This is a genomic window from Cronobacter condimenti 1330, assembly GCF_001277255.1.
GTDB lineage: Bacteria > Pseudomonadota > Gammaproteobacteria > Enterobacterales > Enterobacteriaceae > Cronobacter > Cronobacter condimenti.
The window spans coordinates 2926315-2952521 of sequence record NZ_CP012264.1 but is presented as its reverse complement, the minus strand read 5'-3'; the positions used below and the strand labels follow the sequence as shown (position 1 = coordinate 2952521).

Sequence of the window (26207 nt, the reverse complement as noted above, 5' to 3'; positions counted from 1 at the left end):
AATAGTGTTAATAAAGCCTCTGTGGTTTTTTCCTTCCCCAGAGGCTTTTTTTATACATTTTTCCTGCATAAGTCTCTGTAATTAACCAAAATCAAAACTGCATTTCATAATCATTTCTTACCTGTAGCTCCCCGCTCGGCTCTCATATCGCAGCAGAAAATTTCACTTTTGATGTTAAAAAGTGAGCAGTTTTGTTGCTGTTTTTTGGGGTGAATTAACAAAAGCGTGTCTCAGATCAAGAAAATACTCCCGACGAGGGGGAGGAATAGTTGAGATTTCCTGCCAAAATAAGGGGTGTTTATGTCTCCCCACTTTTAACGGACACGATTCACCCGCCGGGCGCCGTAGTCTCATACGTGGCTCACAGGACGCTAAAAGCATCAAATGTTAATGGGGTTGGGGGGATGTAAACTAATGTTAGGTTTCTTTTGTTAAAGTTGACAAAAGGTTATAGAAAGGAGTAAAAAACCCCATCAATTTGCTGCCTAAGTAATAATACCGGCAGTTATTGTACGGTTGATTGTTCCTCCCCTTGAATCGATGTGGCGTTCATCTGCCAGCAAGAGCAGAGGCTTTAGCGCCACTTTTGATGAGTAAGCAATGAGTATGTCAACATCCACTGAAGTTATCGCTCATCACTGGGCGTTCGGTATCTTTCTTATTGTTGCCATTGGCCTGTGTTGTCTGATGCTGGCTGGCGCCTGGTTCCTCGGCGGTCGCGCCCGCGCCAGATACAAAAACACCCCGTTTGAATCGGGGATCGACTCGGTTGGCACCGCCCGCTTACGACTTTCCGCGAAGTTTTATCTGGTAGCGATGTTTTTCGTCATCTTCGACGTGGAAGCCCTCTATCTCTTCGCCTGGTCAACGTCAATCCGTGAAGTCGGCTGGCTCGGCTTTATCGAGGCCACAATTTTCATTTTAGTGCTACTGGCTGGTCTGGTTTATCTGGTGCGCATCGGCGCGCTGGAGTGGACGCCGTCGCGTTCTCGTCGCGAGCGTTTGAATACCGAAGAAGCTGGCAGTCTCACTAATCGTCATACGCAGTAACAGCGAGGCAATAAGATGGACTATACGCTCACCCGCATAGATCCCGACGGTGAGAATGACCGTTACCCCCTGCAAAAACAGGAGATTGTGACTGATCCTCTGGAACAGCATGTACACCGCAGCGTCTACATGGGCAAGCTTGAGCATGCCCTGCATGACATGGTGAACTGGGGGCGTAAAAACTCCCTCTGGCCTTACAACTTTGGCCTTTCCTGCTGCTACGTGGAGATGGTGACCTCGTTCACCGCGGTCCATGACGTCGCACGTTTTGGTGCGGAAGTTCTGCGTGCCTCTCCGCGTCAGGCGGATTTCATGGTGGTCGCCGGTACGCCTTTTACCAAAATGGCCCCGGTCATTCAGCGTTTGTATGACCAGATGCTGGAGCCGAAATGGGTCATTTCTATGGGCGCCTGTGCGAACTCTGGCGGTATGTACGATATTTATTCCGTTGTGCAGGGCGTGGATAAGTTCTTGCCCGTGGATGTTTACATCCCAGGCTGCCCGCCGCGCCCGGAAGCGTACATGCAGGCGCTGATGCTGTTGCAAGAGTCGATTGGCAAAGAGCGTCGTCCACTCTCGTGGGTGGTTGGCGATCAGGGCGTTTATCGCGCCAACATGCAATCAGAGCGTGAGCGTAAACGCGGCGAACGTATCGCAGTCACTAACCTGCGTACACCGGACGAAATTTAATTTGCGCCTGCGGGAGGTCGCTTCTCACGTATACCAATAAACGACAGCGAGAAGCCGCCGCCCGACAGTCATCACAGACCATTGGCAATGGTGAACAATATGACCGATTTAACTGCGCAAGAAGCCGTTTTGCCTGAGTGGCAAACCAGGGAGCACCTCGACGACCCGGTTATTGGCGAATTGCGTGACCGTTTTGGGCCGGATGCCTTTACTGTTCAGGCCACCCGTACCGGCATGCCGGTAGTCTGGGTTAAGCGTGAGCAATTACTGGAAGTTGGCGATTTTTTACGAAAGCTGCCTAAACCCTACGTCATGCTGTTTGACCTGCATGGCATGGACGAGCGCCTTCGCACCCACCGCAACGGTTTACCGGCTGCGGATTTTTCCGTTTTCTACCACCTGCTTTCTATCGATCGCAACCGCGATATCATGCTGAAAGTGGCGTTAAGCGAAAACGATCTGAACGTGCCGACCTTTACCAAACTCTTCCCGAACGCCAACTGGTATGAGCGTGAAACCTGGGAGATGTTTGGCATTACCTTTACCGGTCACCCGAACCTGCGCCGCATCATGATGCCGCCGACCTGGGAAGGGCATCCGCTGCGTAAAGATTACCCGGCGCGCGCAACTGAATTCGATCCGTTTACGCTCACGAAGCAAAAAGAAGAGCTGGAAATGGAAGCGCTGACCTTCAAGCCCGAAGAGTGGGGCATGAAGCGCGGCAACGACACTGAAGATTTCATGTTCCTGAACCTCGGCCCGAACCACCCGTCGGCGCATGGTGCGTTCCGTATTATCCTGCAGCTGGACGGCGAAGAGATTGTCGACTGCGTGCCGGATATCGGTTACCACCATCGTGGCGCGGAGAAAATGGGTGAGCGTCAGTCCTGGCACAGCTACATTCCTTACACGGACCGTATTGAGTATCTCGGCGGTTGCGTGAATGAAATGCCGTATGTGCTGGCCGTAGAAAAACTGGCAGGCATTAAGGTGCCGGAACGCGTCGACGTTATTCGCGTCATGCTCTCTGAGCTGTTCCGTATCAATAGCCATCTGCTCTATATCTCTACGTTTATTCAGGACGTCGGTGCAATGACGCCGGTCTTCTTCGCATTTACCGACCGTCAGAAAATCTACGATCTGGTGGAAGCGATTACTGGTTTCCGTATGCACCCAGCCTGGTTCCGTATTGGCGGCGTCGCGCACGACCTGCCGCGCGGCTGGGATCGTCTGTTGAAGGAGTTCCTCGAGTGGATGCCAAAGCGTCTCGACTCTTACGTAAAAGCCGCACTGAAGAACACCATCCTTAAAGGTCGTTCTCAGGGCGTTGCTGCGTATGACGCCAAAGAAGCGCTGGCATGGGGCACCACCGGTGCGGGCCTGCGCGCCACCGGTATTGATTTCGACTTGCGAAAAGCGCGTCCGTACTCCGGCTACCAGAACTTCGAGTTCGAAGTGCCGGTCGGCGGCGGCATCAGCGACTGCTATACGCGCGTGATGTTGAAAGTCGAAGAAGTGCGCCAGTCGCTGCGTATTCTTGAGCAGTGCCTGAAAAACATGCCGGAAGGCCCGTTCAAAGCGGATCATCCGCTGACCACGCCGCCGCCGAAAGAGCGCACGCTGCAACATATCGAAACCCTGATTACTCACTTCTTGCAGGTTTCCTGGGGCCCGGTTATGCCGGCCAACGAATCCTTCCAGATGATTGAGGCAACCAAGGGGATTAACAGTTACTACCTGACCAGCGACGGCAGCACGATGAGCTACCGCACCCGTGTGCGTACGCCGAGCTTCCCGCATCTCCAGCAAATCCCTTCGGTGATTCGCGGCAGCCTGGTTTCCGACCTGATCGTTTATCTGGGTAGTATCGATTTTGTAATGTCTGATGTGGATCGCTAACTATGCACGAGAATCAACAACCACAGAACGAGGCTTTTGAGCTGAGTGCGGCAGAGCGTGAGGCGATTGAGCACGAGAAGCACCACTACGAAGACCCGCGTGCGGCGTCCATTGAAGCGCTGAAAATCGTTCAGAAACAGCGTGGCTGGGTGCCGGACGGCGCTATCTATGCGATAGCTGACGTGCTCGACATTCCGGCGAGCGACGTTGAAGGGGTCGCAACCTTCTACAGCCAAATCTTCCGCCAGCCGGTAGGCCGTCACGTGATCCGCTATTGCGACAGCGTGGTGTGCCACATTACGGGCTATCAGGGGATTCAGTCCGCGATTGAAAAACATCTGAGCATCAAACCGGGCCAGACCACGTTTGACGGACGTTTTACCCTGCTGCCGACCTGCTGCCTTGGCAACTGCGATAAAGGGCCGACTATGATGATTGATGAGGACACTCACAGTTATCTTACGCCGGAAGGGATCCCTGAGCTTCTGGAGCAGTACAAATGAAACAGATTATTCGTACTGCCGAAACGCATCCGCTGACATGGCGCATGCGCGATGACAAACAGCCAGTATGGCTCGAAGAATATCGCAGCAAAAACGGCTATGAAGGCGCGCGCAAAGCGATTACCGGCATGGCGCCGGATGAAATCGTCAACGCGGTAAAAGATGCAGGCCTGAAAGGGCGCGGCGGCGCAGGCTTTTCCACGGGTCTGAAGTGGAGCCTGATGCCGAAAGACGAATCCATGAACATCCGTTACCTGCTATGTAACGCCGATGAGATGGAACCAGGCACATATAAAGACCGCTTGTTGATGGAGCAGCTGCCGCACCTGTTGGTGGAAGGCATGCTAATCTCCGCGTTCGCGCTGAAAGCCTATCGCGGCTACATCTTCCTGCGCGGCGAATACATCGAGGCTGCCGATCGTCTGCGTCGTGCTATCGCCGAAGCAACAGAAGCGGGATTGCTGGGCAAAAACATTCTCGGTTCGGGGTTTGATTTCGAGCTTTTCGTACACACCGGCGCAGGCCGTTACATCTGTGGCGAAGAAACGGCACTGATTAACTCGCTGGAAGGCCGTCGCGCTAACCCGCGTTCTAAACCGCCATTCCCTGCATCCAGCGGTGTATGGGGCAAACCGACCTGCGTTAACAACGTCGAAACCCTGTGTAACGTACCGGCTATTCTTGCGAATGGCGTGGAGTGGTATCAGGGCCTGTCGACCAGCGAAGACAAAGGCACCAAGTTAATGGGCTTCTCCGGTCGCGTGAAAAACCCTGGCGTCTGGGAGCTGCCGTTTGGCACCACCGCGCGTGAAATTCTCGAAGAATACGCGGGCGGCATGCGAGATGGCCTGAAATTTAAAGCCTGGCAGCCAGGCGGCGCAGGCACAGACTTCCTGACCGACGCGCATCTCGATCTGCCGATGGAATTCGCGAGCATCGGTAAAGCGGGCAGTCGTCTTGGTACCGCGCTTGCAATGGCCGTCGACCACGAAATTAATATGGTTTCACTGGTGCGTAACCTCGAAGAGTTCTTCGCGCGCGAGTCTTGCGGTTGGTGTACGCCGTGCCGTGACGGCCTGCCGTGGAGCGTTAAAATCCTGCGTGCGCTGGAGCGTGGCGAAGGGCAGCCGGGGGATATCGAAACCCTGGAGCAGCTCTGCCGCTTCCTGGGGCCAGGTAAAACGTTCTGCGCCCATGCGCCAGGTGCCGTAGAGCCACTTCAGAGCGCCATAAAATATTTCCGTGACGAATTCGAAGCGGGCATTAAGCAGAGCCCAGGCAACACCCGTGCCATTAATGGTATTCAGCCGAACCTGCTCAAGACGCGCTGGTAAAAGCATTTTGATTAACGCCTGGCTCGCGCCAGGCCAACTGGAAGCATGCTGACTATGGCTACGATTCATGTAGACGGCAAAGAATACGAGGTAGACGGTGCGGACAACCTGCTGCAGGCATGTCTGTCGCTCGGCCTTGATATTCCTTATTTTTGCTGGCATCCGGCGCTGGGAAGCGTGGGAGCCTGCCGCCAGTGCGCGGTAAAGCAATATCAGAACGCGGAAGATACCCGTGGTCGCCTGGTGATGTCCTGTATGACGCCGGCATCCGATGGCACCTTTATCTCCATTGACGATGAAGAAGCGAAACAGTTCCGCGAAAGCGTAGTGGAGTGGCTGATGACCAACCACCCGCACGACTGCCCGGTCTGTGAAGAGGGCGGCAACTGCCACCTGCAGGATATGACCGTGATGACCGGTCATAGCTTCCGTCGCTACCGCTTTACCAAACGTACTCACCGCAACCAGGATCTGGGGCCGTTCATCAATCATGAAATGAACCGCTGCATCGCCTGCTACCGCTGCGTGCGTTACTACAAAGACTATGCTGACGGCACCGATCTTGGCGTTTACGGCGCGCATGACAACGTCTATTTCGGACGTCCGGAAGATGGCGTGCTGGAGAGCGAATTCTCCGGGAACCTGGTAGAGATCTGCCCGACCGGCGTCTTCACCGATAAAACGCACTCCGAGCGCTACAACCGTAAATGGGATATGCAGTTCGCGCCGAGCATTTGCCAGCAGTGTTCACTGGGTTGTAACACAAGCCCGGGCGAGCGTTACGGTGAACTGCGTCGTATCGAGAACCGTTATAACGGTACCGTTAACCACTATTTCCTGTGCGATCGCGGTCGTTTCGGTTATGGCTACGTCAACCTGAAAGATCGTCCACGGCATCCGGTACAGCGTCGCGGTGATGATCTCATCACCCTGAATGCCGATCAGGCAATGCAGGGCGCGGCAGATATTCTGCGCCAGTCGAAAAAAGTCATCGGTATCGGTTCCCCGCGCGCGAGCGTCGAGAGCAACTTCGCGCTGCGTGAACTCGTCGGGGCTGAAAACTTCTATACCGGTATCGCATCGGGCGAGCAGGAACGTCTGCAATTAATGTTGAAAGTGCTGCGTGACAGCGGCATCCATACTCCGGCGCTGCGTGAGATTGAATCTTACGATGCTGTGCTGGTGCTGGGTGAAGACATTACGCAGACCGGCGCTCGTGCGGCACTGGCGGTTCGCCAGGCGGTGAAAGGCAAAGCGCGTGAAATGGCGGCGGCACAGAAAGTAGCCGACTGGCAGATTGCGGCAATCCTGAACATCGGCCAGCGCGCCAAACATCCGCTGTTTGTCACCAATGTCGACAGCACGCGACTGGATGATATCGCCGCGTGGACGTATCGCGCACCGGTCGAAGATCAGGCGCGTCTGGGCTTTGCCATCGCCAACGCGCTGGATGCCTCGTCTCCTGCGGTTGAAGGGCTGGATCGCGACCTGCAAAACAAAGTCGACGTGATTGTTCAGGCGCTGGCAGGGGCGAAAAAGCCGCTGATTATTTCCGGCACGAACGCCGGTAGCGTGGAGATGATTCAGGCGGCGGCAAACGTCGCGAAAGCGCTGAAAGGCCGAGGAGCCGATGTCGGCATCACGATGATTGCGCGTGCAGTAAACAGCGTAGGTCTCGGCATGATTGGCGGCGGTTCGCTTGATGACGCGCTGAATGAGCTCGAAACCGGGAGCGCTGATGCGGTGATTGTGCTGGAAAACGATCTGCATCGTCACGCCTCCGCAGCTCGTGTTGACGCCGCGCTTGCCAAAGCACCGCTGGTGCTGGTTATCGACCATCAGCGCACCGCGATCATGGACCACGCGCATCTGGTGCTTTCTACCGCGAGCTTCGCCGAAAGCGACGGTACGGTTATCAACAACGAAGGCCGCGCGCAGCGCTTCTTCCAGGTTTATGACCCGTCTTACTACGACAATACGGTGACGATGCTGGAAAGCTGGCGCTGGCTGCATTCACTGCACAGCACCCTGCAAAACCGCCACCCGGACTGGACGCAGCTCGATCATGTGATTGACGCCTGTATCGAGAAACTGCCGCACCTGGCAGGCATTAAAAACGCCGCGCCGGACGCGACATTCCGTATTCGTGGTCAGAAACTGGCGCGTGAACCGCATCGCTATAGTGGTCGCACCGCGATGCGCGCGAACATCAGCGTCCATGAGCCGCGTCAGCCGCAAGATAAAGACACCATGTTCTCCTTCTCTATGGAAGGGAACAACCATCCGGACGCGCCGCGTTCTCAGGTGCCGTTCGCCTGGGCACCGGGCTGGAACTCCCCGCAGGCCTGGAACAAATTCCAGGACGAAGTGGGCGGCCACCTGCGTCATGGCGATCCGGGCGTACGCCTTATCGAAGCCGGTGAGGGCGCTATCGATTACTTCACTACCGTGCCGCAGCGTTTCGCGCCGCAGGATGGTCAGTGGCGTATCGCGCCTTACTATCACCTGTTCGGCAGCGACGAGCTGTCGCAGCGTTCTCCGGTTTTCCAGAGCCGCATGCCGCAACCGTATATTCGCCTGAATCCGGCCGACGCCGCGAAGCTTGGCGTGAATGCGGGCGCGAAGGTCTCCTTTAATTATGAAGGCCAGACCATCACGCTGCCGCTGGAACTGTCGGAAGGCCTGACGGAAGGGCAGGTTGGTCTGCCGATGGGGATGCCGGGCATCGCGCCTGTCATGGCTGGCGCTCGTCTTGAAAATCTGCAGGAGGCTGCGCAATGAGTTGGTTGACACCGGATGTTATCGAGATCCTGCTCAGCATCCTGAAAGCGGTTGTCATTCTGCTGGTGGTCGTGAGCTGCGGCGCGTTCATGAGTTTTGGGGAGCGCCGTTTGCTTGGCCTCTTCCAGAACCGTTACGGGCCAAACCGCGTAGGTTGGGGCGGTTCGCTCCAGCTGGTGGCGGACATGATCAAGATGTTCTTCAAAGAAGACTGGATCCCGCGCTTCTCTGACCGCGTTATTTTTACCCTGGCACCGATGATCGCGTTTACCTCGCTGCTGCTGGCGTTCGCGATTGTACCGGTCAGCCCGACCTGGGTGGTTGCGGATCTCAACATCGGGATCCTTTTCTTCCTCATGATGGCCGGTCTTGGTGTCTACGCGGTGCTGTTTGCGGGCTGGTCGAGCAACAACAAATACTCACTGCTGGGTGCTATGCGCGCCTCTGCGCAGACACTGAGCTATGAAGTGTTTCTTGGCCTCTCCCTGATGGGGGTTGTTGCTCAGGCCGGGTCATTCAACATGACCGATATCGTGAACAATCAGGCGGATATCTGGAACGTTATCCCGCAGTTCTTCGGCTTTATTACTTTCGCTATCGCCGGCGTTGCGGTGTGTCACCGTCACCCGTTTGACCAGCCGGAAGCCGAGCAGGAACTTGCTGATGGTTATCACATCGAATACTCCGGTATGAAGTTCGGTCTGTTCTTTGTGGGCGAATATATCGGGATTGTGACGGTTTCCGCTCTGATCGTGACGCTGTTCTTTGGTGGCTGGCAAGGCCCCTGGTTACCGCCTTTCATCTGGTTTGCGCTGAAAACAGCGTTCTTCATGATGATGTTTATTTTGATTCGCGCCGCATTACCGCGTCCTCGCTATGACCAGGTAATGTCCTTCGGCTGGAAAGTTTGCCTGCCGCTGACGCTTATCAACTTGCTGGTAACGGCGGCTGTCATTCTTATTCAGACGCCATAAGGGGTGGTAAAACCATGACATTGAAAGAATTAGTGGTTGGTTTCGGCACCCAACTACGCAGTATCTGGATGATTGGCCTGCACGCGTTTTCCAAACGCGAAACGCGCATGTATCCAGAAGAGCCGGTTTATCTGCCGCCGCGCTACCGTGGACGTATCGTGCTGACGCGCGATCCGGACGGCCAGGAACGCTGCGTGGCCTGTAACCTGTGTGCGGTTGCGTGCCCGGTCGGCTGTATCTCTTTGCAAAAAGCCGAGACGAAAGATGGCCGCTGGTATCCGGAATTTTTCCGCATCAACTTCTCACGCTGCATTTTCTGCGGCATGTGCGAAGAGGCCTGTCCGACCACGGCTATCCAGCTGACGCCGGATTTCGAACTGGGCGAGTTCAAGCGCCAGGATCTGGTGTATGAAAAAGAGGACCTGCTGATTTCCGGTCCGGGCAAATACCCGGAATATAACTTCTACCGGATGGCAGGTATGGCAATCGACGGCAAAGATAAGGGTGAGGCGGAAAACGAAGCCAAACCTATCGACGTCAAAGGCCTGTTACCTTAAGGAGTCAGGAATGGAATTCGCTTTTTATATCTGCGCCCTCGTGGCGGTCCTGACCACCGCCCGGGTGATCACTCACAGCAACCCGGTACATGCGTTGCTGTACCTGATTATTTCGCTGCTGGCGATCGCCGGGGTCTTTTTCTCCCTCGGCGCGTACTTCGCCGGTGCGCTGGAAATCATCGTTTACGCCGGCGCGATTATGGTGCTCTTCGTATTCGTGGTCATGATGCTTAACCTCGGAGATTCCGTGGTGCGTCAGGAGCGTGAATGGCTCAAACCCCAGATTTGGATTGGCCCGGGTATTCTCTCGGCAGTCCTGTTGGTGGTAATTGTTTACGGCATTCTGGGCGTTAACGATCAGGGCATTGAAGGCAACCCGATTAGCGCGAAAGCAATTGGTACCGACCTGTTCAAGTCCTACGTTCTGGCGGTCGAGCTTGCTTCTATGCTGCTGCTGGCGGGCCTGGTGGTAGCGTTCCATCTTGGCCGTGAAGAGAAAGCGGGCGATGTGGTAAGCGTGCGCGGCGGTGCTCCGTCGGACGCGTCGAAAAGAAAATCGGAGGAGCGCGCATGATCCCGTTACAACATGGGCTGATCCTGGCGGCTATCCTGTTCGTCCTGGGTCTGACGGGTCTGGTTATCCGTCGTAATCTGCTGTTTATGCTGATTGGGCTTGAAATCATGATTAACGCCGCCGCGCTTGCCTTCGTGGTTGCGGGTAGCTATTGGGGCCAGACTGATGGCCAGATAATGTATATCCTGGCGATTAGCTTAGCCGCGGCGGAAGCGAGTATTGGCCTCGCACTTCTGCTGCAACTCCATCGTCGTCGCCAGAACCTGAATATCGATTCAGTAAGTGAGATGCGTGGATGAACCTGCTCGCATTAACCATTATTTTGCCATTGATTGGCTATGTACTGCTCGCCTTCTCCCGTGGTCGCTGGTCGGAAAACCTCTCTGCGACAGTAGGCGTGGGCTCGGTGGGGCTGGCTGCGCTGGTGACCGCCTACGCAGGTATTGATTTCCTTAATAACGGCAAGCAGGCCTTTTCGCTGCCGCTGTGGACCTGGATGTCAGTGGGTGATTTCAACATCGGGGTTAACCTGGTGCTGGATGGTCTGTCACTGACCATGCTTTCTGTGGTCACCGGCGTTGGCTTCCTAATCCACATGTTCGCCTCCTGGTATATGCGCGGTGAAGAAGGGTATTCCCGCTTTTTCGCTTATACCAACTTATTTATCGCGAGCATGGTTGTGCTGGTGCTCTCCGATAACCTGCTGCTGATGTACCTCGGTTGGGAAGGCGTAGGTCTGTGCTCTTATCTGCTGATCGGCTTCTACTACACCGATCCGAAGAATGGCGCGGCCGCGATGAAAGCGTTTGTCGTGACGCGTGTCGGTGACGTCTTCCTCGCGTTTGCGTTGTTTATTCTCTACAACGAGCTTGGCACGCTGAACTTCCGCGAAATGGTGGAGCTAGCGCCGCAGCACTTTGCTAACGGCAATGAGATGCTGCGCTGGGCGACATTGATGCTGCTCGGCGGTGCCGTTGGTAAGTCTGCTCAGCTTCCGCTGCAAACCTGGCTTGCGGACGCGATGGCGGGCCCGACACCTGTTTCCGCGCTTATCCACGCGGCGACCATGGTAACTGCGGGCGTTTACCTGATTGCCCGGACGCACGGCCTGTTCCTGTTGACGCCGGATGTGCTGCATCTGGTCGGGATCGTTGGTGCAATTACGCTGGTGCTGGCAGGTTTCGCAGCGCTGGTACAGACCGACATCAAACGTGTACTCGCTTACTCCACCATGAGCCAGATTGGCTATATGTTCCTGGCGCTTGGCGTTCAGGCATGGGATGCGGCGATTTTCCACCTCATGACCCACGCATTCTTTAAAGCGTTGCTGTTCCTCTCGTCCGGTTCCGTCATCCTGGCGTGCCATCACGAGCAGAACATCTTTAAAATGGGCGGCCTGCGTAAATCTATTCCTCTGGTTTACGCGTGCTTCCTGGTGGGTGGTGCGGCGCTGGCAGCATTGCCGGTGGTTACGGCGGGCTTCTACAGTAAAGATGAAATTCTGTGGGGCGCGGCTGCAAACGGTCATCACTACTTAATGCTGGCGGGTCTGGTTGGCGCATTCCTGACGTCCATTTATACCTTCCGTATGATTTTCATCGTGTTTCATGGCGAAGAAAAAATTCACGCGCACGCAGGGAAGGGGATCACCCACCATCTGCCGCTTATCGTTCTGCTGGTGCTTTCAACTTTTGTCGGCGCGCTGATTACCCCGCCGCTGGCAGGCGTTTTGCCGGAAAGCAACTTCGGTCACGAAGGCAAGATGACACTGGAAATCACCTCGGGTGTGGTAGCGATTGTCGGCATTCTGATTGCCGCCTGGCTGTGGCTCGGCAAGCGTACGCTGGTCACTTCCGTCGCCAAAAGCGCACCGGGCCGTTTCTTCGGTACCTGGTGGTATCACGCCTGGGGCTTCGACTGGCTGTATGACAAAGTGTTCGTCAAGCCTTTCCTGGGTATCGCCTGGCTGCTGCAACGCGATCCGCTTAACGCGCTGATGAACATTCCGGCTATTCTTTCCCGCTATGCAGGCCGCGGTCTGCTGCTGAGCGAGAACGGCTATCTGCGCTGGTATGTGGCCTCAATGAGCATTGGCGCTGTGGTCGTGCTGGTATTGCTGATGGTGTTGCGGTGATTTGAGTCTGCGGTTTGGCCCGGTGGTGTGCTACCCGCCGGGCCTGATAAATCGAAGTTGGGTCCGTATCAGTATGGCCTGACGCAAACCGCAGTCCGACGTGAATTTTAATCAAGTTCGTTGAAAATCAGGTCCCGACGGGACTTTAACAAGGAATAAAGATCGCCATGTTACTACCCTGGCTAATATTAATTCCCTTTATCGGCGGCTTCCTGTGCTGGCAGACCGAACGCTTCGGCGTCAAGGTGCCACGCTGGATAGCGCTGATTACGATGGGGCTGACGTTGGCGCTTTCTCTGCAACTCTGGTTGCAGGGCGGCTACTCTCTGAGTCAATCCGGCGAGTTTCCGAAGTGGCAGGATCAATTCATTCTCGACTGGATCCCGCGTTTCGGTATTACCATCCATTTAGCCATCGACGGTCTGTCGCTGCTGATGGTGGTACTGACCGGTCTGCTCGGCGTGCTGGCGGTACTCTGCTCCTGGAATGAAATCGAAAAATATCAGGGCTTTTTCCATCTCAACCTGATGTGGATCCTGGGCGGCGTTATCGGCGTGTTTCTGGCCATCGACATGTTCCTGTTCTTCTTCTTCTGGGAAATGATGCTGGTGCCGATGTACTTCCTGATAGCCTTGTGGGGCCATAAGGCATCGGACGGTAAAACACGTATTACCGCGGCAACCAAGTTTTTCATTTATACCCAGGCGAGCGGTCTGGTGATGTTGATTGCTATTCTGGCGCTGGTGTTCGTTCACTTTAATGCGACCGGCGAGTGGTCTTTCAACTACGAACAGCTCCTGAAAACCCCGATGTCCCACGGCGTGGAATATCTGCTGATGCTGGGCTTCTTCATTGCATTTGCAGTGAAAATGCCAGTGGTGCCGCTGCACGGCTGGCTGCCAGATGCGCACTCACAGGCTCCGACGGCGGGTTCTGTGGACCTTGCGGGTATTCTGCTGAAAACCGCTGCTTATGGTCTGCTGCGCTTCGCGCTGCCGCTGTTCCCGAACGCCTCCGCTGAATTCGCGCCAATTGCCATGTGGCTTGGCGTTATCGGTATTTTCTATGGCGCGTGGATGGCCTTTACGCAGTACGACATCAAACGTCTTATCGCGTACACCTCCGTTTCCCACATGGGCTTCGTACTGATTGCCATCTATACCGGCAGCCAGCTTGCTTATCAGGGTGCGGTTATTCAGATGATTGCCCACGGTCTTTCCGCGGCAGGTCTGTTTATTCTGTGCGGTCAGCTCTATGAGCGTCTGCATACTCGCGATATGCGCCAGATGGGCGGGCTGTGGAGCAAAATTAGATGGCTCCCGGCGCTGTCGATGTTCTTTGCTGTGGCGACGCTTGGCATGCCAGGCACCGGTAACTTCGTTGGCGAATTCATGATCCTGTTCGGCAGCTTCCAGGTAGTGCCGGTGATTACCGTTATCTCAACGTTTGGCCTGGTATTCGCCTCCGTTTACTCACTGGCGATGCTGCATCGCGCTTATTTCGGTCAGCCGAAGAGCGAAGCGGCGCGTCAGGAAATTCGCGGTCTGTCGCCGCGCGAGCTGTTTATGATCCTGCTGCTGGTGGTGCTTCTGGTACTGCTGGGCTTTTATCCCCAGCCAATTCTGGATACATCCCATTCGGCGATGAGCAATATTCAGCAGTGGTTTACCGATTCTGTTTCAACTACAAGGCCGTAATTCGCCATGACAATAACTACTCAACAATTGATCGCGCTGCTACCGCTGCTGATCGTCGGATTGACGGTGGTAGTTGTGATGCTCTCCATTGCGTGGCGACGTAACCACTTCCTGAATGCCACGCTGTCAGTCGTTGGTCTTAACGCCGCGCTGCTGTCGCTGTGGTTTGTGGGCCAGGCGGGAGCAATGGATGTCACGCCGCTGATGCGTGTGGATGGTTACGCCATGCTGTATACCGGCCTGGTGCTGCTGGCGAGCCTCGCAACCTGTACCTTCGCTTATCCGTGGTTACAGGGTTACAACGATAACAAAGAAGAGTTCTACCTGCTGGTGCTGATTGCCGCCATGGGTGGGATTCTTCTTGCGAACGCCAATCATCTGGCCTCGCTGTTCCTGGGTATTGAGCTGATCTCGCTGCCGCTGTTTGGCCTGGTGGGCTACGCCTTTCGTCAAAAGCGCTCGCTGGAAGCCGCCATTAAGTACACCATTCTGTCCGCTGCCGCCTCGTCGTTCCTGCTGTTTGGTATGGCGCTGGTGTACGCGCAGTCTGGCAGCCTGTCGTTCGTGGCGCTCGGTAAGAGCCTCGCGGACAACATGCTGCACGAGCCGCTGCTGCTGGCCGGTCTGGGTCTTATGATTGTTGGCCTTGGCTTTAAACTTTCTCTGGTGCCTTTCCATCTCTGGACGCCGGACGTTTACCAGGGCGCGCCTGCGCCAGTCTCGACCTTCCTGGCAACCGCAAGCAAAATCGCTATTTTCGGCGTCGTGATGCGTCTGTTCCTCTATGCACCGATCGGTGAAAGTGAAGCGGTGCGCGTAGTGTTAGGCGTACTGGCGTTCGCCTCCATCATCTTCGGTAACCTGATGGCGCTGACCCAGACCAACATCAAACGTCTGCTCGGTTACTCTTCCATCTCGCATCTGGGTTATCTGCTGGTGGCGTTGATTGCCCTGAAAAGCGACAACATGTCGATGGAAACCGTTGGCGTGTACCTGGCAGGCTATTTGTTCAGCAGCCTGGGCGCGTTCGGTGTCGTGAGCCTGATGTCCAGCCCGTACCGTGGCCCGGATGCTGATTCGCTCTACTCCTACCGCGGCTTGTTCTGGCACCGTCCGATCCTGTCCGCTGTAATGACGGTGATGATGCTGTCGCTTGCGGGTATCCCGATGACGCTGGGCTTTATCGGTAAATTTTATGTGCTGGCCGTCGGTGTTCAGTCGAACCTGTGGTGGCTGACGGGTGCTGTGGTCGTGGGATCTGCGATTGGTCTCTACTACTATCTGCGCGTGGCGGTAAGTCTGTATCTCAACGCACCGCAGCAGCTGAACCGTGATGTGCCGTCCAACTGGGCGTACAGCGCAGGTGGCGTGGTGGTACTGATTTCCGCGCTTCTGGTGCTGGTGCTCGGTGTATGGCCGCAGCCGCTGATTAGTCTGGTACGTCTGGCAACGCCATATATGTAAGCGACAATCGGTCTTCAATAAAAACCGCCTTCACCGGCGGTTTTTTTATGGGCCTTACACGGTGAGCGTCAGGAAATCTTCCGCCAGTTCGCTTGCCGGGAAAATAGACTGACACTCTGCCAACAGCCGCTGGCAATCGGCTGCGCTATAGCGGGAGCTGAAATGCGTCATTACCAGACGTTTCGCGCCCGCATCGCGGGCAAGCGCGGCTGCCTGGTGGGTTGTGGAGTGGCCGCGGCTATTGGCTTTTTCTGCCATCGCTGCTTCAAGAGTGGTTTCATGCACCATGAGGTCCACATCGCGCGCCAGCGCCTCGGCCTGCGCTGTCGGGCCGGTGTCGCCAAAAATTGCCACTTTTTTGCCCGGGCGCGGCGCGCTCAGGTAATCCGCACCGCACAGCTTTCGCCCGTCTTCAAGCGTTACGGTCTCACCGCGTTTAAGTTGCTGAAACAGCGGTCCTGGCGTCACGCCTGCTGCTTTTAGTGCTGCCGCGTCCAGCGTACCCGGCTTCTCGTGCTCTTCAATGCGATAGCCATAACACACGACAGGATGTGTGAGTGGGTATGCGGTGACGATAAGCTCGCCATCGTCAATAACCTGTCCTTCGGTAATCTCATGTATGTGGAGCGGGTAGCTGGTCCAGGATCCGCTCAGACGCAGCGCGGTCTCAATAAACTCCGCGATGCCCGCCGGACCGTAAACCTCAAGCGGCGTCTCGCAGCCGGCCATCGAACGGCTGCACAGCAAGCCCGGCAGCCCAAAAATATGGTCGCCATGCAGATGCGTGATAAAGATTTTCTCGATCTTGCCAGGATTGGCGCTGGCGCGCAGCATCTGATGCTGCGTGGCTTCGCCGCAGTCGAAAAGCCAAAGTCCCGTCTGATTATTTTGCGGGTTCAGCACAATGGCCGTTACATTACGCGTTGTCGAGGGCAACCCGGCGCTGGTGCCTAAAAATGTCAGTTCCATGAGGAATTTACTCTGCACGAATCAATGAAAGCTTTTAGTATAACGGGGAACGCCGCACATTCTGGAGCCTAATATGATCGACTGGCAGGACAAACATCATACTGAACTGGATATCCCCACGCTGTACGCACTGCTAAAGCTGCGCTGTGAAGTGTTTGTTGTTGAGCAAACGTGCCCTTACCTGGATGTGGACGGTGAAGATCTGGCAGGCGAGAACCGTCATTTGCTCGGCTGGCGCGATAATCAGCTGATTGCTTATGCGAGGATTCTGAAAAGTAACGATGCGGATGCCCCCGTCGCGATAGGGCGGGTTATTGTTTCAGGCCTGGCTCGGGGCGAAAAACTGGGTGTTGAACTCATGAAGCGTGCGGTCGCCAGCTGCGAACGCAACTGGCCGCAAAGCCCGCTATACCTGAGCGCACAGGCGCATCTTCAGGCTTTTTACGGGCAATTTGGCTTTATGCCCGCAACAGAAATCTACGACGAAGACGGCATCCCTCACATCGGAATGCGGCGCGAACCGCTGCCAGGCAAAAAAGCCTGATCGTGTCTATAGTTAGCAAACCGGTAACTTGTTAACACGGAGACCAGTTATGCCTTTATCTTCACAACCTTATGAAACACGTGTAGACGATGACCTGACCCTGCTGAGCGATACCCTGGAAGAGATTTTGCGCTCGTCCGGCGACCCGGCAGATCAAAAATATGTCGAGCTGAAAGCACGAGCCGAGCAGGCACTGCATGACGTGAAAAACCGCGTCAGCACCGCGTCCGATAATTACTACTTCCGCGCCAAACAGGCGGTTTATCGTGCTGATGACTATGTGCATGAAAAACCGTGGCAGGGCGTGGGTATCGGCGCCGCTGCGGGCCTGGTACTGGGCCTGCTGTTAGCCCGCCGTTAAGCCCGGCATATCGCACGCAGGCGCATCCTTTCGGGTGCGCCATTTTTTTTGCCTGAAAAACCTCGTAGAATTCAGGGTTTTTAAGGCAAAGGAAAGGATACCTGTGAACACATTCGCCGCCGCCCTGGCGCAGGCGGAAGAGGCGCTGAACGATGCGCCCGATTCTCCCGGAGTGTACCGCCGCGCTTTCGCATTCTGCGCATATGACCACGATTTTCTTGCCTGGCTCAGCGCGCAGGCCGCTTTCCCACAGTTTTACTGGCGTTCCCGGGATGGCGACGAAGAAGTTGCGGCGCTCGGTGCCGCGCAGGCGTTCGCAAGTCTTGACGAGGCGCAGGCTTTTTTACGCCAGCACGAGGATGAGCCTGATCTGCGGGCCTGCGGGCTTAATGCCTTCGACCCGGCACACGGGTTTCTCTTCCTGCCGCGCCTGGCGCTGCACCGCGAAGGCGAAAGGGCCTCGCTTGTAGTGACTCTCTTTAGTGAACACTCACGACGGCAGGCAGCAGAAGCGCTACAGCGTAATCTTCGCTCGCTGCAAACGCCGCGGTTACTGCCGCCTGGCGCGCCGCCGCTGGTCAGCCGCTGTGATTGCCCACAAGCGAAGGCGTGGACACGGCTGGTAGCGCGCGCATCAGAGGCCATTGCCCGTGGTGATATCGCCAAAGTGGTGCTGGCGCGCGCGACCGATTTACGTTTTGCCTCGCCACCGGATGCCGCAGCGCTCATGGCCGCAAGCCGTGAGGCTAACCACTATTGTTACCATTTTTACCTGGCGTTTAGCGCACGTGACGTGTTTCTGGGCTCGACACCTGAGCGGCTGTGGCGGCGAGAAGGCTGCGCGCTTGCTACCGAGGCGCTGGCGGGCACTGTGGAAAATCATCCGGACGATGCACAGGCCAGCGCGCGTGCCGCCTGGCTGCAGGATGACGATAAAAATCGTCGCGAAAACGCGCTGGTGGTAGATGACATCTGCGCGCGGCTACAGGCCATTGCCCGTGACGTGCACATTCAGGTGGCGCAGGTTGTGCGACTGCGCCGGGTACAACATCTGAAGCGCGTCATTTTCGGGCGACTTCTGCGCGCGGACGACGCTGCGTGTTTGCGGCAATTGCAACCTACCGCTGCCGTGGCGGGCCTGCCCCGCGAAGCGGCACGGCGCTTTATTACCGATAACGAGCCTTTCGACCGGGCCTGGTATGCGGGCTCCGCGGGATATCTCTCAAAAGAGAAAACGGAGTTTTGTGTGAGTTTGCGCGCGGCGCGTATTACCGATGACACGGTGCGGCTATATGCGGGAGCAGGCCTGGTTGCAGGCTCCGAGGCCGCGCTGGAATGGCAGGAAATTGAGAACAAAGCGGCGGCGTTGCTCAGTCTGCTGACAGGCTGAACCAGACCACAACCCCGACCCATATCAAAATTCGATTCCGACGAGGCTTTATAATAAACCGGCTAAATTGATACCGGACAAGCTTATGTCGACAAGCACTTTCAACCGCCGCTGGGCCGCGGTGATCCTCGAAGCGTTGAGCCGCCACGGTGTACGCCATTTGTGCATCGCGCCGGGCTCGCGCTCCACACCACTTACTCTCGCCGCCGCGCAAAATCCGACGTTTACGCCACACACGCATTTTGATGAGCGCGGTCTTGGCCATCTTGCGCTGGGGCTTGCTAAAGCGAGCGGCGAGCCGGTGGCGGTGATTGTCACATCCGGCACGGCAGTGGCGAACCTGTATCCGGCAGTCATTGAAGCGGGCCTGACCGGTGAAAAACTGGTCGTCATCACCGCCGACCGGCCGCCCGAGTTAATCGACTGCGGCGCCAATCAGGCGATTCGTCAGCAGGCGATTTTCGCCACGCATCCTGCCGCCACGCTCGACCTGCCTCGTCCTACCCCTTCAGTACCGGCCGCCTGGCTTATCAGCGCTATCGACGAAAAAATGGGCGGCCTGACGGCGGGCGCATTGCATATCAACTGCCCGTTTGCCGAACCGCTATATGGTGAGCTGGATGACACAGGCCTTGCCTGGCAGCAGGCACCAGGCGAATGGTGGCAGAGTGCTAAACCCTGGCTGCGGTTTGAGCAGACTCGCGCGGTCAGCGTGCAGCCGGACTGGGCTTTCTGGCGCGAACAGCGCGGTGTGGTGCTGGCGGGCAGGCTTGAGGCTCAGGACGGTATTGCCGTTGCGCAGTGGGCGCAACGTATCGGCTGGCCGCTTATTGGCGATGTCCTCTCGCAAACCGGTCAACCGCTGCCGTGCGCCGACCTCTGGCTGTCGCATCCGCAAGCGGTGCATATGCTGACACAGGCGCAAATCGTCGTGCAGTTCGGTGGCAGCCTGACCGGCAAGCGTGTGCTGCAGTGGCAGAGTGAGTGTCAGCCGCAGGAATACTGGATTGTTGATTCACTGCCGGGACGCCTTGATCCGGCCCACCATGCCGGGCGTCGGCTGGTGGCAGATATCACTGACTGGCTTGCGCACCACCCGGCACAGGCGACAATGCCGTGGGCAGAGGCGCTGCAAGGGCTCGCCGCACAGACACAGCGCGTGGTAGCGCGCGAACTTACCGGCTGGGGCGAAGCGCAGGTTGCGCACCGTCTGCCGGAGCTGCTCGCGCCGCAGGGGCAATTGTTTCTTGGCAATAGTCTGACGGTGCGGCTGGTAGACGCGCTGGCGCAGTTGCCTGCCGGGTATCCGGTGTATGGCAACCGCGGCGCGAGCGGCATTGACGGGCTTATCTCCACCGCCGCCGGTGTACAGCGCGCCAACGGGCGGCCCACGCTCGCCGTAGTAGGTGATCTCTCCGCGCTTTATGACATCAATGCGCTGTCGCTGTTGCGCGAGGCACCCGCGCCTTTCGTGCTTATCGTGGTTAACAATAACGGTGGGCAGATTTTCTCAATGCTGCCGACGCCCGCCAGTGAGCGTGAGAAGTTTTACTGTATGCCGCAAAACGTCAGCTTCGCGCCCGCCGCCGCGATGTTCTCGCTCCATTACGAGACCCCGGATAGCATGGCGGCGTTGCAGGAAGCCGTGACACGCGCCTGGCGCTCACCGGTCGCAACGCTGATAGAGCTGCGCGTGCCAGAGACGGCGGGCGCGCAGGCGTTGACGCAGCTTATCAAAACGGTATGCGCCTGATGCCGCTTGCCGCACAGTTTCAGACCGCCATGAGCGCCTCGCGCGGCGTGATCGTATGGCTGCATGGCTTTCTGGGCGATAGCCGGGAATGGCATACGGTCGCCGCCGATGTCGCGCAATATGACCACCTGTTTATCGATCTCCCTGGTCACGGCGGCTCGGCAGGCAACGAAGCCGTGAGCTTCGCACACGTCAATCAGTTACTGGCGGCAACGCTTGATAGTTACAACATACTTAACTACTGGCTGGTGGGTTACTCCCTTGGCGGACGGATGGCGATGTTCCACGCAACCCAGGGAACAACGCGTGGCCTGCAAGGACTGATCGTAGAAGGTGGTCATCCAGGGCTGCACGACGCACAAACGCGAGCGACACGTTTAGCCGCTGATAGCCGCTGGGCGCAACGGTTTCGCTGCGAACCCCTCCGCCAGGTGCTGGATGACTGGTATCGCCAGCCGGTGTTCGCGACGCTCAGTGATGCCCAGCGAGAGGCGCTTATTACGCTGCGTGCCGACAACCAGCCCGCGGCGCTGGCGGCCATGCTGGAGTCCACATCGCTGGGCCGACAGCCGCCGCTTTGGGATGCGCTGTCGCGATTGCGCATCCCTTTTCATTACCTGTGCGGCGAGCGCGACGCGAAATTCCGCGCGCTCGCCGCCACGCTTGATGCCCCGCTGCATCTGATTACTGGCGCAGGCCATAACGCTCACCGGGAAAACCCGCGCGCGACAGCCTGCTGCATTAACGCGATTTTGCGAACCCCTACGGAGAACTCCCATGATTTATCCTGATGAAGCGATGCTTTACGCGCCCGCTGAGTGGCTCGACTGCTCTGAAGGCTACACCGATATCCGCTACCAGAAGTCTACCGACGGCATCGCGAAAATCACCATTAACCGCCCGCAGGTGCGTAATGCGTTTCGCCCGCTTACCGTTAAAGAGATGATCCATGCGCTGGCTGATGCGCGCTACGACGACAACATCGGCGTGATTATTCTCACCGGCGAAGGCGAAAACGCTTTCTGCGCGGGCGGCGATCAAAAAGTACGTGGCGACTATGGCGGCTATCAGGACGACTCCGGCGTCCATCACCTCAATGTGCTCGACTTCCAGCGCCAGATCCGCACCTGTCCCAAACCGGTTGTGGCAATGGTGGCGGGCTACGCCATTGGCGGCGGTCATGTACTGCATATGATGTGCGATCTGACCATCGCCGCCGAAAACGCCGTATTCGGCCAGACCGGCCCGAAAGTCGGCTCCTTTGACGGCGGCTGGGGGGCGTCTTACATGGCGCGTATCGTCGGGCAGAAAAAGGCACGCGAAATCTGGTTCCTCTGCCGTCAGTATGACGCGCAACAGGCGCTCGATATGGGCCTGGTCAACACCGTGGTGCCGCTTGCAACGCTTGAAAAAGAAACCGTACGCTGGTGTCGTGAAATGCTGCAAAACAGCCCGATGGCGCTGCGCTGCCTGAAAGCGGCTCTTAACGCTGACTGTGATGGCCAGGCGGGGCTTCAGGAGCTTGCCGGCAACGCCACCATGCTGTTCTACATGACTGAAGAAGGTCAGGAAGGGCGCAACGCGTTTAATCAGAAGCGCCAGCCAGACTTCAGCAAATTTAAGCGCAACCCATAATGCGCGCGGCACAGCTTTACCGTTACCGGTTGCCGATGGATGCGGGCGTGGTGCTGCGCGAAAGGCGCCTCACCACCCGCGACGGCTTGCTGGTGCGCCTTAGTGAAAACGGGCGTGAAGGGTGGGGCGATATTGCGCCATTGCCGGGGTTTAGCCGCGAGACGCTGGACGCGGCGCTTCCCCCGACGCGCGACTGGCTTACAGCGTGGCACTGCGGGGCGGCTCTGCCGCTGCCGGATATCGCAAGTGTCGCGTTCGGGTTGAGCTGCGCACAGGCGGAGCTTGACGGCGCGCTGCCGCAGGCGGCGAATTATCACGTGGCGCCGTTGTGCACCGGCGACCCAGACGAGCTTTTCGCACGCCTCGCCGGGCAAACCGGCGATAAGGTTGCCAAAGTGAAAGTGGGGCTGTACGAGGCGGTGCGCGATGGCATGATAGTCAACCTGCTGCTGGAGGCGCTCCCGGATTTACGCCTGCGGCTGGACGCCAACCGCGCCTGGACGCCGCTCAAGGCGCAGCAGTTCGCGAAATATGTGAATCCGGCCTATCGCCCGCGCATCGAATTTATCGAAGAGCCTTGCAAAACCCGTGACGACTCACGCGCATTTGCCGCTGAAACCGGCATCGCCATCGCCTGGGATGAGAGTCTGCGCGAGCGTGATTATATGATAGCGGCGGAGCCCGGCCTGCGCGCGGTCATTATCAAACCTTCGCTTACGGGAAGCATTGAGACGGTACGTGAACAGATTGTGCGTGCACATGCGGCGGGGCTGACTGCGGTCATCAGCTCCTCGCTGGAATCCAGCCTTGGCTTAACGCAACTGGCGCGGCTGGCGGCGTGGCTGACCCCAGGCGTCACGCCCGGGCTTGATACACTCTCGTTGATGCAGGCGCAGCTGTTGCGCCCGTGGCCTGGCAGTCCGCTGCCGTGCTGGTCTGTCGATGCGCTGGAGCCTCTGCTGTGAGCGTCTTCGACTGGCCCTGGCGTCACTGGGCGCGGGAGCGGCCGGACGATATCGCGCTGCGCGCCACCACAGGCGATCTTAGCTGGCGCGCGTTGTCAGAGCGTGTTGATGCACTCGCGGCGGGCTTTTATCAGCAGGGCGTCAATGAGGGCGACGGCGTGACGCTCTGCGCCAGAAACAGCGAGCGCACCTTGCTGGCCTGGCTTGCGCTGTTGCAGTGCGGCGCACGTATTCTGCCGCTCAACCCACAACTGCCACAAACGCTGATCCACGCGGTGTTGCCCTCGCTCACGCTGCGACACGCGCTCTGTCTGGGAGAGGCGCCCGCCTTGCCTGCGCTGAATATACTGGCGTGGCGCGAACCTGAAACCTCATACGCCGTCGCGTGGCGCGCCGACAGGCTGGCGTCGATGACGCTGACATCCGGCTCCAGTGGGCTGCCGAAAGCGGCCGTGCACACGGCGCGCGCGCATCTCGCCAGCGCCGCGGGCGTGCTGAGCCTTATCCCGTTTCATCCCTCTGAATGCTGGCTGCTGTCGCTGCCGCTGTTTCATGTCTCCGGGCAGGGCATTCTGTGGCGCTGGCTGCGGGTGGGCGCGCAGCTCGCGGTGCGTGAAGGACTGGCGCTCCCCGAGGCGCTGGAGGGCTGCACGCACGCGTCGCTGGTGCCGACGCAACTCTGGCGGTTGCTGCAACTGCCGGAACGGCATCTCAGCGTGAAGGCCGTATTGCTGGGCGGCGCGGCCATCCCGGTTGAACTGACCCAGGCGGCGGCACAGCGGCAGATAGCGTGCTGGTGCGGTTATGGGCTGACCGAATTTGCCTCAACGGTGTGTGCGAAGCGTGCCGACGGCAAACCCGATGTCGGCGCGGCGCTGCCGGGGCGCGAGGTGATGCTGGCCGGTGATGAGATCTGGCTGCGCGGTGAGAGTATGGCCGAAGGCTACTGGCGCGACGGGCGGCTGGTACCGCTGACAAATGCGCAGGGCTGGTTTGCCACCCGCGATCGCGGCGAATGGCACGACGGCAGGCTGCAAGTGCATGGACGGCTGGATAATCTCTTTTTCTGCGGCGGGGAAGGGGTGCAACCGGAGACCATCGAGCGCGTATTATGCCAGCATCCGCAGGTGCGCCAGGCGTTTATTGTCCCGCTTGCAGATGAGGAGTTCGGTGAGCGCCCGGTTGCGGTGGTGGAGTGCGAGGCCTCGTTTGAGCCGCAGGCGTTACGTCTCTGGGCGAGCGATAAGCTGGCGCGATTTCAGCAACCGGTCGCGTGGTTGCGCCTGCCTGAAACGCTCAAAAACGGAGGAATAAAAATCTCGCGGCGTGACGTAACGCAGTGGGCCGCCCGTCGTTTGCATGCAGAAACGTAATACGGCCCTTCGGGGAAGGGCCGTAACGGTTAGCCGATATCTACCGCAGCCTTACGCTTTTGCTGGCGCTTACGCAGTTTTTTCACCACTGGCGGCACGGCAATCACCAGCACCGCCATCACCAGTAACACTTTGGTGACGCCGCTCTGCCAGAGGATCCCCGGCTCGCCGTTGCTGATAGACAGCGCGCGGCGCAGGTTTTGCTCCAGCATCTCGCCGAGTACAAAACCTAAGATAAGCGGTGACATCGGAAAGTGCATTTTACGCAGGATATAACCCAACACACCCAGCGCTACCATAAGCACCAGATCAAACGTGGTGCTGTGCACCGCATAAACGCCGACTGCCGATACCGCCGCGATGGCCGGCACCAGGAACCATAACGGGATCGTCAGCATGCGGGTGAACAGACCGATCAGCGGAATGTTCATAATCAGCAGCATGATGTTTGCGATTAGCAGCGCCGCGATAAGCCCCCAGACGATATCCGGTTGTTCTGTGAACATCGCCGGCCCCGGCGTGATGTTATAGAGCGTCAGCGCGCCCATCATCACCGCCGTGGTGCCAGAGCCCGGCACGCCTAACGTCAGCATCGGGATAAACGAGCCGCAGGCCGACGCGTTGTTTGCGGCCTCCGGGGCCGCCACGCCGCGAATGTCGCCCTTACCAAAGGACCCGTCTTTGTCGCCAAGTTTTTTCTCCGTCATATAGGTGATAGCGCTTGCAATCGTCGCGCCTGCGCCCGGCAGAATGCCGACAAAAAAACCGATGACGGAGGAGCGCAATGTCGCGCCCGTACAGGCGGCGGCCTCCTTAGCGTTAAACAGCATACGGCCGGTTTTACGTACCAGCGTCTGACCGCTGCTGGTGCTCTCCAGCATCAGCAGGATTTCTGAAACCGAGAACAGCCCAATCACCACCACGATAAACTGCACGCCATCGGAGAGATGCACGCTGTCAAACGTGAAGCGATACACGCCGGTGTTGGCATCCACCCCGACGGTCGCAAGACCGAGGCCAATCAGGGCGGCGAGGAACGATTTCAGCGGATTTTGCGCCATCATGCTGCCAAGACAGGCGATAGCGAACACCATCAGCGCGAAATATTCCGCCGGGCCAAACGCCAGCGACCACTCCGCCAGCATCGGCGCAAACAGGATAATGCCGCAGATAGCGATAATAGAGCCGACAAAAGAACTGACCGCCGAAATGGACAGCGCCACACCGCCGCGTCCTTGCTGCGCCATTGGGTAGCCATCCAGCGCCGTCATAATCGCCGCGGCGTCTCCTGGCACGTTAAGCAAAATGGATGAGATTCGCCCGCCATATTCGCAGCCGATATAGACCGTCGCGAGCAGGATAAGAGCAGATTCCGCCGGTAAGTGAATGGCGAAGGCCAGCGGCAGCAGAATGGCGACACCGTTAATCGGCCCGAGGCCCGGCAGCAGGCCGACAATCGTGCCGACAAAACAGCCGATCAGCGCAATCAGCAAATTGGTGGGCGTCAGCGCGACGGCGAAGCCCTGCGAGAGATAAAGCCAGGTATCCATAAAAGCCCCC

The 26207-nt window shown here is 57.7% G+C and carries 23 protein-coding genes; 21 read left to right on the top strand and 2 right to left on the bottom strand.

Annotated features, from left to right (window positions below):
* Window positions 1-600 precede the first annotated feature (600 nt).
* The 13 genes from nuoA (at window position 601) to nuoN (ending at window position 15657) form a co-directional block, all read left to right on the top strand.
* Window positions 601-1050 carry an NADH-quinone oxidoreductase subunit NuoA gene (nuoA, locus tag AFK62_RS13415; protein WP_007665680.1) on the top strand — a complete coding sequence of 150 codons (450 nt, stop codon included), beginning with the start codon at window positions 601-603 and terminating at the stop codon, window positions 1048-1050.
* Between the two features lie 15 nt (window positions 1051-1065).
* Window positions 1066-1740: a NuoB/complex I 20 kDa subunit family protein gene (locus AFK62_RS13410; RefSeq protein WP_004388648.1), complete on the top strand. Its 675-nt coding sequence runs from the start codon at window positions 1066-1068 to the stop codon at window positions 1738-1740.
* 87 nt (window positions 1741-1827) lie between these two features.
* Window positions 1828-3639, top strand: a complete 1812-nt coding sequence (nuoC, locus tag AFK62_RS13405; protein ID WP_085960952.1) for an NADH-quinone oxidoreductase subunit C/D — start codon at window positions 1828-1830, stop codon at window positions 3637-3639.
* 2 nt (window positions 3640-3641) lie between these two features.
* The gene (nuoE, locus tag AFK62_RS13400) at window positions 3642-4142 is read left to right on the top strand and encodes an NADH-quinone oxidoreductase subunit NuoE (RefSeq protein WP_007665675.1); all 501 of its coding nucleotides are present in this window, start codon (window positions 3642-3644) and stop codon (window positions 4140-4142) included.
* Complete coding sequence (gene nuoF, locus AFK62_RS13395; protein ID WP_007665673.1) at window positions 4139-5476, top strand: NADH-quinone oxidoreductase subunit NuoF; 1338 nt, start codon at window positions 4139-4141, stop codon at window positions 5474-5476. The genes nuoE and nuoF overlap by 4 nt, the downstream gene beginning before the upstream one ends.
* Window positions 5477-5530: 54 nt before the next feature.
* Window positions 5531-8257, top strand: a complete 2727-nt coding sequence (nuoG, locus tag AFK62_RS13390; protein ID WP_032984001.1) for an NADH-quinone oxidoreductase subunit NuoG — start codon at window positions 5531-5533, stop codon at window positions 8255-8257.
* A complete protein-coding gene (gene nuoH / locus AFK62_RS13385; RefSeq protein ID WP_007665669.1) occupies window positions 8254-9231 on the top strand; it encodes an NADH-quinone oxidoreductase subunit NuoH in 978 nt (325 codons plus the stop codon). Before nuoG ends, nuoH begins: the two co-directional genes overlap by 4 nt.
* Before the next feature lie 14 nt (window positions 9232-9245).
* The gene (gene nuoI, locus AFK62_RS13380; protein WP_007665668.1) at window positions 9246-9788 is read left to right on the top strand and encodes an NADH-quinone oxidoreductase subunit NuoI; all 543 of its coding nucleotides are present in this window, start codon (window positions 9246-9248) and stop codon (window positions 9786-9788) included.
* 10 nt (window positions 9789-9798) lie between these two features.
* Window positions 9799-10362, top strand: a complete 564-nt coding sequence (nuoJ, locus tag AFK62_RS13375; protein WP_007665667.1) for an NADH-quinone oxidoreductase subunit J — start codon at window positions 9799-9801, stop codon at window positions 10360-10362.
* A complete protein-coding gene (nuoK, locus tag AFK62_RS13370) occupies window positions 10359-10661 on the top strand; it encodes an NADH-quinone oxidoreductase subunit NuoK (protein ID WP_004388260.1) in 303 nt (100 codons plus the stop codon). The genes nuoJ and nuoK overlap by 4 nt, the downstream gene beginning before the upstream one ends.
* Window positions 10658-12496, top strand: a complete 1839-nt coding sequence (gene nuoL, locus AFK62_RS13365) for an NADH-quinone oxidoreductase subunit L (RefSeq protein ID WP_007665660.1) — start codon at window positions 10658-10660, stop codon at window positions 12494-12496. The genes nuoK and nuoL overlap by 4 nt, the downstream gene beginning before the upstream one ends.
* Before the next feature lie 167 nt (window positions 12497-12663).
* Window positions 12664-14193, top strand: coding sequence for an NADH-quinone oxidoreductase subunit M (gene nuoM, locus AFK62_RS13360; RefSeq protein ID WP_007665659.1), 1530 nt, complete (start codon window positions 12664-12666; stop codon window positions 14191-14193).
* Between the two features lie 6 nt (window positions 14194-14199).
* Entirely contained in the window at window positions 14200-15657 is a 1458-nt protein-coding gene (gene nuoN / locus AFK62_RS13355) for an NADH-quinone oxidoreductase subunit NuoN (protein ID WP_007665658.1), read from the top strand.
* A 54-nt stretch (window positions 15658-15711) separates the two neighbouring features.
* Here nuoN and rnz read toward each other — a convergent pair whose 3' ends face one another.
* Entirely contained in the window at window positions 15712-16626 is a 915-nt protein-coding gene (rnz, locus tag AFK62_RS13350) for a ribonuclease Z (RefSeq protein WP_007665657.1), read from the bottom strand.
* A gap of 73 nt (window positions 16627-16699) precedes the next feature.
* Here rnz and AFK62_RS13345 point away from each other — a divergent pair, with 73 nt between their 5' ends.
* From AFK62_RS13345 to menE, 8 genes are all read left to right on the top strand, one after another.
* On the top strand, window positions 16700-17170 hold the full coding sequence (locus AFK62_RS13345; RefSeq protein ID WP_007665656.1) for a GNAT family N-acetyltransferase: 471 nt from the start codon (window positions 16700-16702) through the stop codon (window positions 17168-17170).
* A gap of 49 nt (window positions 17171-17219) precedes the next feature.
* Complete coding sequence (gene elaB / locus AFK62_RS13340) at window positions 17220-17531, top strand: stress response protein ElaB (RefSeq protein WP_004388266.1); 312 nt, start codon at window positions 17220-17222, stop codon at window positions 17529-17531.
* Window positions 17532-17634: 103 nt separating this feature from the next.
* Window positions 17635-18921, top strand: a complete 1287-nt coding sequence (menF, locus tag AFK62_RS13335) for an isochorismate synthase MenF (protein ID WP_007665647.1) — start codon at window positions 17635-17637, stop codon at window positions 18919-18921.
* Between the two features lie 85 nt (window positions 18922-19006).
* A complete protein-coding gene (gene menD, locus AFK62_RS13330; RefSeq protein WP_007665646.1) occupies window positions 19007-20674 on the top strand; it encodes a 2-succinyl-5-enolpyruvyl-6-hydroxy-3-cyclohexene-1-carboxylic-acid synthase in 1668 nt (555 codons plus the stop codon).
* Window positions 20674-21465, top strand: a complete 792-nt coding sequence (gene menH / locus AFK62_RS13325; RefSeq protein ID WP_007665643.1) for a 2-succinyl-6-hydroxy-2,4-cyclohexadiene-1-carboxylate synthase — start codon at window positions 20674-20676, stop codon at window positions 21463-21465. The genes menD and menH overlap by 1 nt, the downstream gene beginning before the upstream one ends.
* On the top strand, window positions 21452-22309 hold the full coding sequence (gene menB / locus AFK62_RS13320; RefSeq protein WP_007665641.1) for a 1,4-dihydroxy-2-naphthoyl-CoA synthase: 858 nt from the start codon (window positions 21452-21454) through the stop codon (window positions 22307-22309). Before menH ends, menB begins: the two co-directional genes overlap by 14 nt.
* Window positions 22309-23274: an o-succinylbenzoate synthase gene (gene menC / locus AFK62_RS13315; RefSeq protein ID WP_007665639.1), complete on the top strand. Its 966-nt coding sequence runs from the start codon at window positions 22309-22311 to the stop codon at window positions 23272-23274. Before menB ends, menC begins: the two co-directional genes overlap by 1 nt.
* On the top strand, window positions 23271-24647 hold the full coding sequence (gene menE / locus AFK62_RS13310; RefSeq protein ID WP_007665636.1) for an o-succinylbenzoate--CoA ligase: 1377 nt from the start codon (window positions 23271-23273) through the stop codon (window positions 24645-24647). The genes menC and menE overlap by 4 nt, the downstream gene beginning before the upstream one ends.
* 29 nt (window positions 24648-24676) lie before the next feature.
* On the opposite strand, the gene AFK62_RS13305 is transcribed toward menE, so the two are convergent.
* Entirely contained in the window at window positions 24677-26197 is a 1521-nt protein-coding gene (locus tag AFK62_RS13305; protein WP_007665633.1) for a tripartite tricarboxylate transporter permease, read from the bottom strand.
* Window positions 26198-26207 lie beyond the last annotated feature (10 nt).

Coding starts and splice junctions, on each gene's coding strand:
- AFK62_RS13305 (WP_007665633.1), bottom strand. CDS start 26,197: ATGGATACCTGGCTTTATCTCTCGCAGGGCTTCGCCGTCGCGCTGACG.
- menH (WP_007665643.1), top strand. CDS start 20,674: ATGCCGCTTGCCGCACAGTTTCAGACCGCCATGAGCGCCTCGCGCGGC.
- menC (WP_007665639.1), top strand. CDS start 22,309: ATGCGCGCGGCACAGCTTTACCGTTACCGGTTGCCGATGGATGCGGGC.
- AFK62_RS13345 (WP_007665656.1), top strand. CDS start 16,700: ATGATCGACTGGCAGGACAAACATCATACTGAACTGGATATCCCCACG.
- AFK62_RS13410 (WP_004388648.1), top strand. CDS start 1,066: ATGGACTATACGCTCACCCGCATAGATCCCGACGGTGAGAATGACCGT.
- menD (WP_007665646.1), top strand. CDS start 19,007: ATGTCGACAAGCACTTTCAACCGCCGCTGGGCCGCGGTGATCCTCGAA.
- nuoE (WP_007665675.1), top strand. CDS start 3,642: ATGCACGAGAATCAACAACCACAGAACGAGGCTTTTGAGCTGAGTGCG.
- menB (WP_007665641.1), top strand. CDS start 21,452: ATGATTTATCCTGATGAAGCGATGCTTTACGCGCCCGCTGAGTGGCTC.
- nuoK (WP_004388260.1), top strand. CDS start 10,359: ATGATCCCGTTACAACATGGGCTGATCCTGGCGGCTATCCTGTTCGTC.
- nuoA (WP_007665680.1), top strand. CDS start 601: ATGAGTATGTCAACATCCACTGAAGTTATCGCTCATCACTGGGCGTTC.
- nuoM (WP_007665659.1), top strand. CDS start 12,664: ATGTTACTACCCTGGCTAATATTAATTCCCTTTATCGGCGGCTTCCTG.
- nuoI (WP_007665668.1), top strand. CDS start 9,246: ATGACATTGAAAGAATTAGTGGTTGGTTTCGGCACCCAACTACGCAGT.
- nuoC (WP_085960952.1), top strand. CDS start 1,828: ATGGTGAACAATATGACCGATTTAACTGCGCAAGAAGCCGTTTTGCCT.
- nuoN (WP_007665658.1), top strand. CDS start 14,200: ATGACAATAACTACTCAACAATTGATCGCGCTGCTACCGCTGCTGATC.
- nuoG (WP_032984001.1), top strand. CDS start 5,531: ATGGCTACGATTCATGTAGACGGCAAAGAATACGAGGTAGACGGTGCG.
- nuoH (WP_007665669.1), top strand. CDS start 8,254: ATGAGTTGGTTGACACCGGATGTTATCGAGATCCTGCTCAGCATCCTG.
- nuoJ (WP_007665667.1), top strand. CDS start 9,799: ATGGAATTCGCTTTTTATATCTGCGCCCTCGTGGCGGTCCTGACCACC.
- nuoF (WP_007665673.1), top strand. CDS start 4,139: ATGAAACAGATTATTCGTACTGCCGAAACGCATCCGCTGACATGGCGC.
- nuoL (WP_007665660.1), top strand. CDS start 10,658: ATGAACCTGCTCGCATTAACCATTATTTTGCCATTGATTGGCTATGTA.
- elaB (WP_004388266.1), top strand. CDS start 17,220: ATGCCTTTATCTTCACAACCTTATGAAACACGTGTAGACGATGACCTG.
- rnz (WP_007665657.1), bottom strand. CDS start 16,626: ATGGAACTGACATTTTTAGGCACCAGCGCCGGGTTGCCCTCGACAACG.